Consider the following 16,075-nt stretch of genomic DNA (forward strand, 5'->3'; position numbering starts at 1 on the left):
GTGCACCTTCGCAGCCGGACGGGGCCTACCGCAATAGCTAGTCGGCCTTCTTCCGACCGGCCAGACCCCGCCAGGCCAGATCGTCGAGCAGATCCACCGCCTCGGCCACTTCGATCCGCCCGCCCGCGACCCGGTCGGCGATCGCCTCGCCCGCCCCGATCACCGCCGCCGCGACCACCTCGAAATTGGTGCCGGGGTCGGCGTGCTTGGCGCTGGATTCCAGTAGTTTCGCGGTGAGCTCGATGACGCGCTCGCGGGCATTGTCGATTTCGGAGGCGAAAGTTTGCTGGCCGATCGCCTGCCGGTAGAGAACCTGCCAGGACTGCCGGTTGCGGTCGACGAAATCGAGGAAGCCCTCCAGCGCGGTGCGGACCTGTTCGTGCGGGGTCAGTTGCGGGTTGCCCGCGGGGGCGACGGCCTCGATGAAGCGAAGGCCCTCGCGCTGGATGCAGGCGCGGAAAAGCTCGTCCTTGGAGCCGTAGTACAGGTAGAGCATGGGTTTGGAGATCTTCGCCTCGGCCGCGATGGCATCCATCGACGTGTCGTGGAAGCCCTTTCGCGCGAACACCTCGACAGCGGCATCGAGCATCTGTTGCTCGCGAACCGCCCGGGGAAGTCGCTTGGTCCCGCCTGCCATCCAGTCTCCTACCGCAGGGTGAACCACCTATCTTACTGCAAGGTAAGTTCGCCCGCGCTCATTTGCCGCACAGTCGCCGGGGGCATCAGCAGCCCAGCGCTACGCCCTTGTAGCGCGCCATCCGCAGCACGGAAGTGTCGACCCGGTCGGCGGGCAGTTTGCCACTAGCCACCGACTGTTCCAAACGGTCCAGCACCGACGGCACCGCGGCGGTGCTGATCCACAGTGCGTTGTCGGCGCCCGCGATCAGGGTGGCCTCGACCGCTTCCTCGATCGACATCCGGTCGGTGATGGCGGCCATGCCACTGAGATCGTCGGTGAAGATCGGGCCGTTGAACGGCGCGGCACCGTACCCCTTGCCCTCGCGCAGCAGCGACATCACCGCCGGACTGATGCTGGCGGGCACGCCCGGCTCGGTCAGGCCGGGCACGTCCAGGTGACCGACCATCACCGCCGCACCGGAGTTCACCAGGTCGCGGAACGGCACCAGGTCCTTGTTCTGCAACTGGTCCAACGGCGGGGTGGTGACCGCGCCGGTGTGCGAGTCGCCCGAACCGGAGCCGTGGCCGGGGAAGTGCTTGATCACCGAACCGAGGCCGACCTCGTTGGACGCGCGAATGTAGGCGCCCGCGTACTCGGTGACCACCTTCGGGTCATCGCTGTACGAACGGTCACCGATGACGCTGTCGTCGGGCTGGCTGCTCACGTCGGTATCGGGCGCGAAATCCACGGTGATGCCGACGTCCTTCAACGCCTGCGACCTGGTCCGGGTGAACTGGTAGTACTGCTCGGGCGTCTGCGACTGCGCGATCTCACGCGCGGACGGGGCGGTGCCGATCACGTTCTTCGCGCGCGAGACACGCCCGCCCTCTTCGTCGATGGTCACCATCAACGGCACCTTCGCCTGCGCCTTCACCGCGTCCAACGCCGAGGCGTCCAGCAGGCTCGGATCGGTCCAGCTACCCACGAAAATGCCGCCGACCTGCTCGGAACTCACGACATTCGACGCGTCCGCCGACCCGGTGATGCCGACGGTCAGCAACTGCGCGAGTTTCTCGCGCTGGCTGAGTTTGCCGAGATAGTCTGCGCCGCAATTGTTTTGCACCGGCGTAGCCGAAGCGGGCGTTCCCGACTCCCCCGTTCCCGACGGGGCGGCCACCGCACTGCTGCTCGCCGCGGGCGTCGTCTCGGTCGACGAACCTCCCGAACAGGCGGTAGCAACGGTGGCGAGAACTGCGAACACGACCACAGGCGATTTCCGCATGCGCTCCACGGTAGCCCGCACAGCGCGTCAACCCCAGCACCCGGGTTCGGATTGATACCCGCAGTTCGGGGGTAACCTGAGTGAAAAGCCGCTCCGACCAGCGCAGGAGGTCGTCATGGCATGCGATCGGATGCTCATCGCCTACGACGGTTCCGAACACGCCAAACGCGCCATCCAGTACGCCGGGCGGTTCCTCACCGCCGAGCGCGCGATCCTGCTCACCGCGTGGGAGCCGATGGTCCGCCAAGCCGCGCGCATCTCCGGCCTGGCCGGGGTGATGCAGCCGGACTGGGTGCCCGACGAGGAGATGGAGGACATCGCCTACTCCGACGCCCGCAAGATCAACGCCGAGGGCGTGCACCTGGCGAAACTGGCAGGCATCGACGCCGAACCGCGTACCGCCGAATGCACCACCACGATCTGGAACGCGATCGTGGACTGCGCCGACGAGCTCGACGTCGACATCATCGTCGCCGGTACGCGCGGTAGCACCGGGTTGCGCGCGCTGTTGCACAGCAGTGTCGCCGAGGCGGTGCTCAAGCACGGGCACCGGCCGGTGTTCCTGGTGCCGCCGGATCAGTGAGAGTTCGGTCGCTCTCGCGGCGGCATGCCATGCCTGCGGCGTTATGGTCGAAGGACCATGAACGAATTTCTGCTCGCTCGACCTGACGCGGTGGTGCGCGCGTCGGGCGTGCGCGAGGTTTTTTCGGATCCGCGACGCGCGGTCGAGGCGTTGCGCGGGTGGCTGAGTTCGCCCCCGTCCGCACAAGGGCGCGAGGTAGCGCGTGGCTCGGCAGCTGGCGACCCCGCCGGGGACAGTAGCGAATCATCCAGCGCACCACCACGATTGATCGTCGGAGCATTGCCGTTCGATCCCCGCGAACCGGCCGCACTCTGGCGACCCGAAACGTCCCTGCACACCGCCGGACCATGGCGACCAGCCGCGCTACCGGATCTGCCCGACGTGCGAGTGATCGCCGAAATTCCCAGTGCCGCAGAACATGTGGCGAAGGTGACCAAACTGGTCGAACAGCTCGGCGACCCGGCCAACGAATTGCGCAAGGTGGTGGCCGCGCGTTCGATGGTGCTCGAAGCCGACGCACCGCTGCACCCCGAAGTACTGGCCGCACACCTGCTGACCAGGCATCCGAACGCCGCCGTGTACTCGGTGGACCTGTTCGCGGCAGGCCGAGCCGAGACCCTGATCGGCGCCACCCCCGAAGTGCTGGTCGCGCGACACGGCGACCGCGTCAGCCTGCACCCCCTGGCAGGCACCCTCCCCCGCCTATCCGACCCGACAGACGACGCCCAACAGGCCGGAGAACTGTTGTCCAGCACCAAGAATCACGAAGAACACGCCTTCGTCATCGACTGGATCCGGCAGCAACTGTCCCCCGTCTGCGCCGAACTGCACATCCCCGACGCACCCGAAATCCTCAGCACCGAACAGGTCTGGCACCTGGCCACCCCCATCCACGGCGTGCTGCGCGACCCCTCCACCACCGCCCTGGACCTGGCCCTGCTGCTGCACCCCACCCCCGCCGTCAACGGCACGCCCTACACCGCAGCACTGGACACCATCACCGCCGACGAACCATGGCGCGGCTTCTACGGCGGCGCGGTCGGCTGGTGCGACGACACCGGCGACGGCGAATGGGTCGTGGCGATCCGCGGCGGCGAACTGTCCGCCGACCGGCGCACCCTGCGAGCCAGCGCGGGCGGCGGGATCGTCGCAGCCTCGGATCCGCTGGCCGAACTGGCCGAGACCACGGCCAAACTTCGCACCCTGCTCAGCGCCCTGCGTTGCGCGCTCCCCAACGACTAGCCCAGCCCCCCGCACCTGCTAGGTTGGCCGGAGACAGGCCCCGACGTCGAGCGTATTGGAGTGCGCGATGAAGTTTGCTGTTCCGGCTGTTGCCAGCGCGGTCGGCGGCGCCCTGCTGAGCGCGATCGCCGTCTTCGCGATCACGGCAGCGGTGCAGCAGAACTCCGCACCCTCGATCGACCGCAGCGGAGACAAAGACTCCTCGCTGCTCAATGCCCCTGAATACGGCAGCCGCTGACGCCGACGCCCGCGCGTCGCGCCCCACATCGGGGCAACCGGACAAGGCGCCATTGGGTTGGCGCTGGCTCGTCGGCTCGGTAGTAGCCGCCTTCGTACTGACCTTCGCGCAGGCGCCAGGCCTCACCGTCGCCGACACCAAATACGACCTCGCCCAGAACCCGCTGGGTTTCCTCGCGCGAGCCGCCCACCTGTGGAACAGCCAAGCCCCCATGGGCCAGGTCCAAAACCAGGCCTACGGCTACTTCTTCCCCCACGGCGCCTTCTTCTCCGCAGGCCACCTGCTGCACATCCCCGCCTGGATGACCCAACGCGTGTGGTGGGCGCTGCTGCTGCTGGCCGGATTCTGGGGAATCGTCAAGCTGTGCGAAACGCTGGGGATCGGGTCACGCGGGTCGCGGGTGATCGCGGGTCTGGCGTTCGCGCTGTCACCGCGAGTGTTGACCACGCTGGGGTCGATCTCGTCGGAAACTTTGCCGATGATGCTGGCACCGTGGGTTCTCCTCGCGCCGGCGGCGCTCGGTGTCGCTGTGAAAGGTCGGCGCGCGGGTTCTCGCGAGCCGGCTGACGGCACTGCTGAAGTTCGGACGCCCGATAGCGCAGGCACGGCGGGGGTTCACGACGTAGCCGGTAGCGGGGCGACTCGGACCCCGTCCGGGAGCACAGCCGCAGATCCGTCGAGCGCCGCACAGAGTCGAGTCGCGTTTCGAGGCGGCCCACTCTCACCGGCCGGAAGCGCGCTGGCGCTCGCGTTCATGGGGTCGGTGAACGCTGTCGCGACCGTGGCGGCGTTCCTTCCCGCCGCGCTGTGGTGGGCCTCCTACCGGCCGAATCGGCAGTGGTGGCGGTTCACGCGTGCGTGGATTCCGCTGCTGGTCCTCGCCACTTTCTGGTGGGTCGTGCCGCTGCTGCTGCTCGGCAAGGTGAGCCCCCCGTTCCTCGACTTCATCGAATCGTCGGGAGTCACCACGCAGTGGGCGGCGTTGAGCGAAGTACTGCGCGGGACCGACAGCTGGACGCCGTTCGTCTCGCCGGAACGCATCGCCGGTGCGGTGCTGGTGACGCAGCCTGCCGCAGTACTGGCGACCGGCCTGCTCGCAGCCGCCGGCATGGCCGGGCTGGCACGGTCTTCGATGCCGTACCGGGGCCGGTTCGCGCTGATCCTGTGCGTGGGCCTCGCGGGAATCTGCGCGGGATACGTCGGCACCCTCGGTGGCCCGTTCGCCGAATCCGTGCGAATCTTCCTCGACTCCGGCGGCGCACCCCTACGCAACGTCCACAAGCTCGAGCCGCTGATCCGCCTACCGCTGGTGATCGGTCTCGCCCACCTGCTGGGCCGCGTAGCCCTGCCCGCCTCCGTACCGATGCCGGTGTGGCGCAGCTCTTTTGCCCATCCCGAACGCGACCGCGTCGTCGCCGTGGCCGCCCTGGTTCTGGCCGCACTCACCCTCGCGACCTCACTGGCCTGGACCGGCCGACTCGCTCCGCGCGGCGCCTACGACGAAGTCCCCGCCTATTGGCACGACACCGCCGCCTGGCTCGAACACAACGCCGCCGACACCCGCGCGCTGATCGTGCCCGGCGCACCGTTCGGCAGTCAGATCTGGGGACTCACCCGCGACGAACCACTGCAAGCCTTGGCGAAAACCCCCTGGGCCGTACGTGATTCGGTCCCCCTGAATCCGCCGGGCACCATCCGCGCGATGGATTCGGTGCAGCGCCTGATCGCCGACGGCCGACCGTCCACCGGCCTGGCCGCCACCCTCGCCGACCAGGGCATCGGAATCCTGGTGCTGCGCAACGACCTCGACCCCGAAACGTCCCGCTCGACCCGCCCGATGCTGGCCCACCGCGCGATCGAGGGCTCACCCGGCCTGACCAAGGTGACCTCGTTCGGCGCCCCCATCGGCCCCCGCGCGGCAGACGAGGGCCTGGTGGTCGACAACGACCTACTGCCCGCATACCCGGCGGTCGAGATCTACCGCGTCGACGTACCGCCACCGGGCACCCCCGCCCACGTGCGCAGCGGCACCGGCGCCCCGCCCGCATTCCCCGGCGCCTACACGACCCCGCTGGACTCGGTCCCGGTCGTCCGAGGCGGCCCCGAAGTCTTGGAGCGCGTCCGACGCGACGACGAAACCACCACCGTCCCAACCCTTCTCGAAGCCGACGCCCGACGCGCCGGCCTCCCTCCACAATCAGTCCTGCTGACCGACACCCCCATGAACCGCGAAACCGATTTCGGCCGAGTCGACAACCACAACTCCGCGGTCCGCTCCCCCGACGACGCCCGACGCACCCACAACCTGGTCCCCGACTACCCCGTCGCCGACACCGAACTCGTGCAGGGCCAGTGGTCGGGCGCGAAGGTCACCGCCTCCAGCTCCGCCGCCGACGCCACCCAGATCGGCGGCGCCGCACCCGGCAGCTCCACCGCGGCCGCCGTCGACGGCGACCCCAGCACCGCCTGGATCAGCAACGGCTCCGAATTCGCACTGGGACAATGGATACGGCTCGACCTCGACAAGCCCATCGCCAACGGCTCACTGCGCTTCACCACCACCGCCGCCGCACTGGGCGATCCGGTGAAGTGGGTCGAGGTCCGCACCTCGCGCGGAACAGTGTCGGTGCGGATCACCGAACCCGGCACGCCGGTGTCGGTCGCGTTGCCCGCGGGCAAGTCGGACTGGGTGATGATCAGCGCCGCCCGCACCGAAACCGGCACGCGCGGAGGACAATTCGGAATCAGCGAACTCACTCTCGACGACTATTCGAACCGCGAAGAGCCGGTGCGTGTCGATATCCGCCACCGCATCGTGCTGCCTGACGTCGCCGCGGGCACGACCGTGCGCGGTTGGGACCTCGGACAGGAATTCCCCGGTCGCAGTACATGTTTCGACGGTCCCGACCGTGTGCACTGCAGCAAGGGCCTCGGCCTGCCCGCCGAGGAACCCGGCCTCTTCGGACGCACCCTCGCGGTCCCGGAACCACTCACCGTCGGCACCGACCTGACCGTGCGCACCCGCCCCGGCCCCGCCCTGGAAGCCCTGCTCACCGACCCCACCCGCCCCGTCGCCCGCGGCAAAGCCGACGTCGCCGACCTGCGCGGCGCCGCCTTCGCCGCCACCGACGGCGACCCGAAAACCACCTGGACCGCCCCCGAGTCCACCGTGCGCAGCCTCACCGGCGGCAAACCCACACTGGTACTGGAACTTCCAGAACCCACCCTGGTGACCGGCCTCGACATCACCACCGCACTGGGCGGCCTACCCGCGACAGCCACCTCGGTCGCGGTGAACCTCGGCAACGGCCCCCAGATCCGCGAACTGCCCGACCGCGAACACGGCGAACCGGCCCGAATCTCGCTGTACCCCACCGAAACCGACCGCATCGAGATCAGCATCCAGAGCTGGAACGAGGTCCTGGACCGCACCGCCCTCGGCTTCGTCCTCACCCAGCCCGCGGGCCTGGCCGAAGTAGAAGTGCTGGGCCCCGACTACCCCGCACACGCACCCGGCGACCGCCTGATCACCATCGGCTGCGAAGCGGGCCCGGTCATCGCCATCGGCGGCCGCGCCATCCACACCACGATCACCGCCACCGCCGACGAACTCCGCTCCGGCGCACCGGTTTCCGCCCACCCCTGCCCCGAAGACGCCGCCGACATCGAACTACTCCCCGGCCACCCCGACCTCACCGTCGCCCCCACCGAACTCTTCACCGTCGACCGCCTACGCCTACCCCGCACGGACCCCTATCCCGGTGCACCCAACAGCTCCCCCGGCACCCAACTGCTGGTCCTGCCGCTGAGCACCAACGTCGGTTGGCAGGCGCACACCGCCACCGGCCAGGAACTGTCGCCCATCGTCGTCGACGGCTGGCAGCAGGCCTGGCTCATCCCGCCGGGAACCACCGGCGAGATCACCGTGTCCTTCCCCGCCGACCGCTGGTACCGACTAGCCATCTTCGGCGGACTACTGTTGCTGATTCCCCTTGTGCTGCTGGCGATTCCGCGACGACGCGAACTCCCCGACGTCGGCCCACCCCCAGTCACCTGGGGTACACGCTGGCTCGCAACCATCGGCCTCACCGGCGCAATCGCGGTGATCTCCGGCCCGTTCGGCGCGGCAATCACGCTGATCACGGTGTGCTGCAACCACTTCCGCCCAGCCATCACTGCCAGAGCCCTACCGTGGCTGGCCGGCGTCGGCACCCTGACCTCGGCGGCAGCACTGTCGACCGGAACCTGGCGCTCGGGCACCGAATACATGGGCGGCTCGCTCTGGGCCCAGGCACCCGCCGTCATCGCGGTCGTCGCGGTCGGCGTCGCGGCACTTCCGCGCCGCCGCTGACAAGCTCAGCCGACCGTCGAACGAGCCCGTTCAGCGCGTGCGGCCGCATCCCGCCGATCCCACCGCGCGGCCCAACGCCGAGCCGGTTCCTCGACCAGAGCGAAACTCGCCGCAGCCAACGGCAGCGTCAACAACGTGGTCAACACGATGACGTACCCGAAGTTCCCATGGAACGGCAGAATCCCGAACACCGGGAAAACCACCGTGAGAACCACCAGATGCCACAGGAAGATCCCATACGACCAGCGCCCCAGAATCGCCGCCGTCCGCGACTCCAACCAGCGATGATGCCCCCCGGTCGACCGCATCACCAGCGGCGCCAGCAGGCAGAACCCCAGGATCGCCCCCAGCACCATCTTCATCGCGTACTGCCACGGCTGCGCGCGTTCCAGCCCCGCCGGACCACCGAACTCGGTCGCCGACAGCAAGAACGCCGCCACCGCGATCGCCCACATCAACCGCTGATTCGACAGCAACGCAACCCACCGCGCATCAGTTCGCGCGAGGTGGATCAGTTCGGCCAGCAGCATCCCCGCCGCGAACCACGGCAGGTAACCGGGCAACCAGTTGTCGGCGTGGATCGCGTCGGGCGTGGGAATCGGCCACAGATTCCAGGTCAGCGTCACCGCGATCAGCCCACACAGCACCGGCACCCGCCACCGCGCCGCGCGCCCACGCAACCGCACCACCAGCCACGCCAGCAGCGGCAACACCAGATAGAACGCCATCTCCACCGACAGGCTCCACATCTGCGTGAGCCCATCGGTCAAGGTCAACGGCACGAACACCTGCAGCAGATGCAGATTCGACAACCACACCCGCCAGTTCGCCGAATGCGCGGCACCGGGCAGCAACAGCAGCACGAACACCACCACCACCCAGTACGCGGGCAGCACGCGCGCCACCCGATGCAGCAGATAGCGCGAAGCCTTGGGCGCGCGACCGACACCGTGCGCGGCCGCCGCGTGCGGACGCCACAGCAGGAACCCCGACAGCGCGAAGAACACCGCGACCGCCATATCGAAACGTTCCAGCATCGGGCCGATCACCGGCGTCCCGCTCGTCCCGGTCTGGAACGCCACGTGCGTGACCAGCACCCCGAGAGCCGCCATTCCGCGCATCCCTTCCAGGGCGGGAATGAAGGCGCGAGGGCGCGAAACGGGGGCGGCGGCGGTCGTCATCGGGGTCCAGTCTGCCGTGTCGGCGATTTCGACGGCACAGCACCGCACCTTCATCGGCTGGACTGTTAGTGTCGACCACCGGGCCATCCCTGTTCGAACGACGAGGAGAGTTGCATGGCACTGAGTGCCGGTACCAGAAGGACCGTCGCCTGCGTGCTCGTGGGTCTGGGCGCGGCATTGCTCGTCGCCGCGCTGATGATCCCCACCTACACGGTGAGCAAAGTCGCCAAGACTCCCCTCGATCTCGAGATCACCACGATCGCGGTGAACCAGCCCAACGAGGAAAGCCTCGTCCTGGACTCCAAGTCGCTGGCCTCCGGTGACGGCCCCGCCGTCGTGAACAAGGATGTGCCGCTGGTCTCCCAGCGCTTCGTCACCGTCGAAGAACCCTCCGGCGCCGACGACATGACACTGCAGGCGGGCACCACGCTGCGCCGCACCGACGTGCAGGGCGACACCGGCCTGCTCACCGCCGCCATCGACCGCGTCACCATCTCCCGCACCACCGGCATGCCGGTGGACACCGAACCCAACGGGTCCATCGCGGTGACCGTGAACAACAAGGGCGGCAGCGTCATGGAACCGGTGCAGCACACCGGCATCGGTTACCGCTTCCCCATCGGCACCGAGAAGAAGACGTACCCGTACTTCGACATCAACGTGCGCAAATCCTTCGACGCGGACTTCATCGAAGAGACCGAGATCAACAACATGAAGGTCTACCGGTTCCAGATGACCGCGCCCGTCACCAGCACCTGGGACGTGCAGCAGTCCCCCACCAACCGCCTCACCCTGCCCGCCGCCAAGTGGGGCCTCGAGGGCACCGACCCGGTCACCATGACCAGGTACTACACCAACGTGCGCGACCTGTGGGTCGAACCGCAGACCGGCACCGTGATCAAGGGCGGCGAGTCCATCCACCTGTTCTACGCGAGATCCGGCGACAAGCCCGAGGTCACCGCGTTGAAGTCGCACCTGGTGTTCGACGAGGCGACGGTCGAATCGCAGATCGCGATCGCCAAGGAGAACACCGACAAACTGTCGCTGTTCGGCCGCGTGGTGCCGATCCTGTTCGGCGTACTCGGCGTACTGGCACTGCTAGCCGGCCTGTTCGTCGGCCTGCGCGGCGGCCACACCCCCGCCCACGCAGGCGGCCGCGGTTCGCACCCCACCCCCGAACCGGATGACACAGCGGCCACCCGATGGGACGAGGACGAAACCCCCACCACCGAGTTCCCCCGCGGCGACTACGACGCTCCCACCGAGCAGATCGACATCGACAAACCCCGCTAGACAAAGCATTCCCCGCACGGCCCCGGTCTCAAGCCGGGGCCGCTGCCATTTCCACCCCACCCCACCCAAACCCCGTATGTCTCCCCACCCAAACCCCGTATGTCTTTCGTACGGAGGGGCCCGCCCCGATCTGGACTGACCGGAGGGTGCGACGAAGGAGTTCCCGGAGGGAGGGAAGATCGGGGGCCCGAAGGGCCCCGACTCGAGCGCGCCAGCGCTCCAAAAAACACAGCAAGGCAAACAGCCCAGGACCAGTCTTACCCCGCCAACCCCGCCCGCACCCGAGCCCCCCGCAAAACACCAACCACCACAACCGCAGTGGTAACGCCCGCGACGGAAACCGCCGTGCCGATGAGCGATTCGATACTGCGAGCAAAGACAAGCATCACCGACACCTCAACCACCAACCCCACCCAGGTAACCACCGCCAAAGCAGTCCGCTCCACCGCAATAGCCGACAACAAACCCCCTTGCAACACCGCCAAAATCGCCCCATGCAGCGCAAACACCCACAACATGCCCTGAATCGGCGCATAGTCCTCGCCCGCGAACAACGGAGCCAACGGCGCAGCCACAGCCGCCCCCACCACCGCAACCACCCCGATCACCGACAACACCGACAACGCATCCCGAATCGCACGCGCCGAATGCGAAGGCTGAGCCATCCGCGGATACAGCACCACCCCCACCGCCTGCGGAAGCCAGAACGCGATCTTCGTAGCGATGGTCCCCAACGAATACCGACTCGCATCCACCTCGTCGAGCACAATCCGCACCACGATCAAGTCGACCGAAGACAACGCCATCAACGCCGCCTGCACCTGAACAGCCCGCAACACCGGCAGCACACCGACCACACCCGAAATCGCTCCCCGCGCGAGTTCGTCCTTCCCGCGCAGCTCGTCGCCGTCCTTCCCGCGCGGCTCGTCGCGATGCTTCCCGCGCAGCTCGTCGCCGAGATCATCGACCTGCGCGGCGGTCCGAGTAGCCGAAGCAGTGATCCGCCCAGCCACGATCGCCGCCCCGACAATCCCCACCGCCCCTGCCCACAACGCACCAGCCGCCCCACCCCCCAGCGCAAGCGCGAGCAACGCAGGCACCACCCGAGCCGTCCCCGCCATCGCCAACACCGTCGCCAACTGCCGAAACTTGTTGCTGCCCTGCAGAATCCCCTGCTCACCCGACAGAATCACCAACGCAGGCGCCGCACCCAACGCCGCAGCCGCAGCCCACACACCCACATCCAGCAGCGCCGCCACCACCGGAATCAGCACCACCCCCACCGCGGCCACCAACCCGGCCACCCGCCACTGCATCGCCCGCACCGCACCGTGCGAAGCCCCGCGCACAACCTCCCGAGCCACCACGTTCTGCATCGCCAGCGCAGGCACCGCACACAACAACTGCACCGCGAGCAGACTCGCGAACTCGCTGTACCCCGCCACCCCGAGCCAACGCCCCGCCAACAATTGCAGCAGGTAACCGGCGACGTTGGCGGTCATCGCGCCAGCCGTCACCCAGGTCAGATCGGCAACGACGGGCGGGCGACGGACTGAGGACACGCCCCATCGTCGCACCCCACTGTGTTCGCCATCACGCCAACCCCAAAAATGTGAGTCCACCCGGACTCACCTTGCGACCGTCACCCACCGAACACCGGCCTAATCGACCAATCGGCGACCTGCCAGTCGCTATTTCCGCCTCTTCGACCTCGAATTGGTCGATTACGCCGGTGAGGGCGCGCGACCACCGCGTCGTCGACCCCACTCCCGGCGACGACCAACGGAACGTAAGGTGCGTGGACGTGACGAGTAGTGGGCGTGCAAGGGCCTGGGTGGCCGGGTATTGCGCCCTGCTCACGGCGATCATCATCGGCCCACTGGCCGGATCCGGCTACCTACTGCTGCGCGACGCAGTGAGCACCCCACGCTCCTACCTCACCGATTCCGCCCTCGGCCTCGGCGCCGCCGCCCCCCGCGCCGTCCCCCAGGACGCCCTGATCGCCGTCCTGTCGCCCATCATCGACGGCGGAATCCTGGTGAAAGCGATCCTGATCGTCTCCCTCTGGTCAGCCGGCTACGGCGCAGCGGTACTCGCCCGACGCTTCATCTCCGCCTCCACCTCCGCCCAACTGGTCGCCGCCACCCTCGCACTCTGGAATCCCTTTGTCGCAGAACGCCTTCTACAAGGCCACTGGAGCCTGCTCGCCGGGTACGCCGCCCTACCCTGGACCGCACTAGCCGCCACCCGAATCCGAACAATCACGAGCGGGCACGTATCCCGCCAGCGCCCGAAAGCGACCAGCAGTACCGACACCCCGGCGGCGATCAGCGGCACCAGCCCCGATACCCCCGAAACGACCAGAGGTCTCGGGTTACCCAGGCGCGCAGGCACTCTCGGCGGCTGGGCCGCACTGATCGCGAGTTTCGCAGCCGCCGGTTTGACCCCGACCGGTTCGCTGCTGGCCGCCATCATCGGACTCGCACTGGTCGGCCGACGCGCCTTCCTCCCCGCCACCGTCGCATGGCTGGCAACCTGCGCCCCCTGGCTGACCGCGACCGCCCTCGGCTCCGGCGCCGACCCCTCCGACCCCGCCGGCGTCACAGCCTTCGCCGCCCGCGCCGAACCCTGGCTCGGCACTCTCGGTAGCCTCGCCGGCCTCGGCGGAATCTGGAACAGCGAAGCCGTACCCGCAAGTCGCACAACACCACTCGCACTGGTCGGCACCGTCCTACTGCTCGCCATCGTCGCCTGCGGAGTGCGCGCGGTATGGAACCTCGGACGTGACGGGCGCACACTGCTGATCATCGCGGTAGTCGCGATCACCCTGCCCGCCCTCGGCGCGACCACCTGGGGCCTCGCCGTCGGCGAATGGCTGGTGGTGCACGTCCCCGGCGCCGGATTGCTGCGCGACACACAGAAATACGTGGCACTGGCGATGCCCGCCTACGCCCTCTGCGCAGCAGCCGCGTGTCGAACCGTCACAGCTGCGGCACGGCGACTAATGACCGTCGAGAATTCGACGGATACCGGACTCGATGGCATCACCGAGTCGAGCTGCGTCAACGAAGATGGCCCGAATCACTCACGCGCAGCGTCGGATACCGACACCGAGCCTTCCACCCTCAATGCTTACTCCTCCGGAACACGCGTCGTCGCAACCCTTTTCATCGCCTTTCTGATCCTCCCCCTGGCCGATCTCGCCTGGGGGGTAGGCGGCGCCCTACGCCCAGTCCACTACCCCGCAGGCTGGGCACAGATCGTCGACCACATCGACTCCCCCGGCGACGTAGCAGTCCTGCCCGCAGGCATGTTCCGCCGATTCCCGTACAGCGGAACAGCTCCCGTCCTGGACCCCGCCCCCCGAATCCTCCCCAACGACGTCCTACAAACCGGCGAACTCCAAGTCCGCGGCCACGCCGTAACCGGCGAAGGCAACCGCGCCCGCACCGCAGAACAAGCCCTCCTCCAAGGCGCCCCCACCACCGACCTGGCAGCCCTCGGCATCGGCTGGATCCTGATAGAACGCACCACCCCCGGCCCCCTCGGCAACTCCCAAAACACCCTCACCACAGCCGAACTCACCTACCAGGACGCAGACCTAGCCCTCTACAAAATCCCCAACCCCACCCCCCTCGACACCCCCACCCCCACCCAACGCCACCTCTCCACCACCGCCCACCTCCTCTGGGCCCTCCTCCTACTCGCCAGCCTCATCACCGCATCCCGCCACCCCTACCGCACCCCACCGAGATTCGCGTGACCCCCATCGTCCTGGGGGTGGTGCCGCAGCCGAGCAAGCCCGCTACCCGTGACGACGGTGCGCAACTCGGGGACTGTCCAGTGACCGCGATATCGCATCAGCGGCCTGTTCGAGACTAGACCCGAGTCGGGGAAACCAGGCCGCTGATCGGGGTGCCTTGGGCGGCGGCGGCGAGGACTTCGTAGACGCCCGCCCCGGTTTGTTCCCAGGAGAACTCACCCGCGCGGGCCCGGGCCTTTTCACCCATGACCGCGCGGGTGTCGGGATCGGCCAGCAGGTCCGCGGCGGCGGAGGCCAGGGCGGTGGCGTCGTCGACCAGTACACCGGTGACGCCGTCGACGATGGAGTCGGTCAGGCCTCGGGAGCTGCGGTAGCCGATGGTGGGCACGCCGTGCTGGGCGGCTTCGATCACCGCAAGGCCCCAGCCTTCTTTGCGGGACGGCATGACGTGGACCCAGGCGGTCGACAGGATCTCGTGTTTGCGGCGTTCGTCGACGTGGCCGTGGAAGGTGACGGCATCGGCGATGCCGAGGGTGTCGGCGCAGGCGCGCAGGTTGGGGGCCCACCAGCCGTCGCCGATCACGTCCAGGTGCACGTCGGGGAAGTCTTCGCGCAGGTGGGCGACGGCGGTGAGAGCGTCTTCGATCTGCTTGTGCGGGACAAGGCGCGACAGGACGGCGATGCGCGGGTGGGTGGCGCGGGTGGCGTCGGCGCCGGGGACGACCTCGGCGGGAACCGGCTCGGCACCGTTACGGACCACGGCGATGCGCTCACGATCCACGCCCAACACCGACAGTTCCTCGGCCGAGGGCAGCGAGACGGTGAGGTACTGATTGTCGCGGTGCACGCGCGGGGACAGCGTCGACTCGATCCACCAGCCGATCTTCCCGACCAGCTTGCCCGCCACCGGCCACTGCTCACGATGCCCGTGATGCACCAGCACCACCGACGGCACGCCCGTGGCGGTGGCGAAGAACGGGATGCCGTTCTGGGTGTCGATCACGACGTCGGGCCGCAGCCCCTTCAGCGGCCCGAAACCCATCCGACCAGCCATGATGGCGGCCAGCGCCCGCGGGTACACGGTAAACCGCCCGCCAGCACGACTGATATCGATCCCGTCGATCCGCTCCCGCTTGGGCGCACCCGGATACCCGGCAGTCCGCAACGTGACCTTGATACCGCGCGCGGCCAGCTGCGCACCGACCTGCTCCAGATACCGCTCACTGCCCCCACCCTGCGGGTGCCCGGTGTCACGCCAGCAGAGTAGGAGGACTTCACGCACGGTCGGTTCCAATCGGTTCGATGTCAGACAAACGTCGGCCCCCACCCTAGCCGCTGTGCTCCACGCAACAACCCCGAACTGACACCGCGTCGTCCCACATTCACCGAACCCACCCCACCCCCCGCCCAAACCGCACCCCCACACCCACAACCACAACCACAACCACAACCACAACCACAACCCATGATCCGCCACCTACCGCACTCCCAGCCCCGCATACCCGACCCATAGGGAGGGTCCG

At 68.2% G+C, this 16,075-nt stretch carries 11 protein-coding genes; 6 read left to right on the forward strand and 5 right to left on the reverse strand.

Annotated features, from left to right (window positions below; translation table 11 throughout):
* Window positions 1-37: 37 nt before the first annotated feature.
* A complete protein-coding gene (locus tag ACFWU5_RS26500; protein WP_379247436.1) occupies window positions 38-637 on the reverse strand; it encodes a TetR/AcrR family transcriptional regulator in 600 nt (199 codons plus the stop codon).
* Window positions 638-722: 85 nt separating this feature from the next.
* Window positions 723-1,901 (reverse strand): glycoside hydrolase family 3 N-terminal domain-containing protein, encoded by a 1,179-nt coding sequence (locus ACFWU5_RS26505; RefSeq protein ID WP_379269511.1) that lies wholly within the window; start codon window positions 1,899-1,901, stop codon window positions 723-725.
* 115 nt (window positions 1,902-2,016) lie between these two features.
* Between ACFWU5_RS26505 and ACFWU5_RS26510 the strand changes: the two genes are divergently transcribed.
* The 4 genes from ACFWU5_RS26510 to ACFWU5_RS26525 all read left to right on the forward strand — a co-directional run bounded on the left by ACFWU5_RS26510 (window position 2,017) and on the right by ACFWU5_RS26525 (window position 8,315).
* Entirely contained in the window at window positions 2,017-2,484 is a 468-nt protein-coding gene (locus tag ACFWU5_RS26510; RefSeq protein ID WP_379269513.1) for a universal stress protein, read from the forward strand.
* Between the two features lie 57 nt (window positions 2,485-2,541).
* Complete coding sequence (locus ACFWU5_RS26515; protein ID WP_379269515.1) at window positions 2,542-3,726, forward strand: isochorismate synthase MenF; 1,185 nt, start codon at window positions 2,542-2,544, stop codon at window positions 3,724-3,726.
* 67 nt (window positions 3,727-3,793) lie between these two features.
* Window positions 3,794-3,964 (forward strand): DUF2613 domain-containing protein, encoded by a 171-nt coding sequence (locus ACFWU5_RS26520; protein ID WP_181698846.1) that lies wholly within the window; start codon window positions 3,794-3,796, stop codon window positions 3,962-3,964.
* Window positions 3,939-8,315, forward strand: coding sequence for an alpha-(1->3)-arabinofuranosyltransferase (locus ACFWU5_RS26525; protein ID WP_379269516.1), 4,377 nt, complete (start codon window positions 3,939-3,941; stop codon window positions 8,313-8,315). Before ACFWU5_RS26520 ends, ACFWU5_RS26525 begins: the two co-directional genes overlap by 26 nt.
* A 5-nt stretch (window positions 8,316-8,320) precedes the next feature.
* Here ACFWU5_RS26525 and ACFWU5_RS26530 read toward each other — a convergent pair whose 3' ends face one another.
* On the reverse strand, window positions 8,321-9,496 hold the full coding sequence (locus tag ACFWU5_RS26530) for an acyltransferase family protein (protein ID WP_379269518.1): 1,176 nt from the start codon (window positions 9,494-9,496) through the stop codon (window positions 8,321-8,323).
* A gap of 114 nt (window positions 9,497-9,610) precedes the next feature.
* On the opposite strand from ACFWU5_RS26530, the gene ACFWU5_RS26535 reads away from it, so the two are divergent.
* On the forward strand, window positions 9,611-10,789 hold the full coding sequence (locus ACFWU5_RS26535) for a DUF3068 domain-containing protein (protein WP_379269520.1): 1,179 nt from the start codon (window positions 9,611-9,613) through the stop codon (window positions 10,787-10,789).
* A gap of 257 nt (window positions 10,790-11,046) precedes the next feature.
* On the opposite strand, the gene ACFWU5_RS26540 is transcribed toward ACFWU5_RS26535, so the two are convergent.
* Window positions 11,047-12,291, reverse strand: coding sequence for a polysaccharide biosynthesis protein (locus ACFWU5_RS26540; protein ID WP_379269528.1), 1,245 nt, complete (start codon window positions 12,289-12,291; stop codon window positions 11,047-11,049).
* Between the two features lie 302 nt (window positions 12,292-12,593).
* Here ACFWU5_RS26540 and ACFWU5_RS26545 point away from each other — a divergent pair, with 302 nt between their 5' ends.
* Window positions 12,594-14,552: a hypothetical protein gene (locus ACFWU5_RS26545; protein ID WP_379269522.1), complete on the forward strand. Its 1,959-nt coding sequence runs from the start codon at window positions 12,594-12,596 to the stop codon at window positions 14,550-14,552.
* Between the two features lie 115 nt (window positions 14,553-14,667).
* Here ACFWU5_RS26545 and ACFWU5_RS26550 read toward each other — a convergent pair whose 3' ends face one another.
* The gene (locus ACFWU5_RS26550) at window positions 14,668-15,834 is read right to left on the reverse strand and encodes a glycosyltransferase family 4 protein (protein WP_379269524.1); all 1,167 of its coding nucleotides are present in this window, start codon (window positions 15,832-15,834) and stop codon (window positions 14,668-14,670) included.
* Window positions 15,835-16,075: the final 241 nt, after the last annotated feature.

This window comes from Nocardia sp. NPDC058640 (assembly GCF_042716995.1).
GTDB lineage: Bacteria > Actinomycetota > Actinomycetes > Mycobacteriales > Mycobacteriaceae > Nocardia.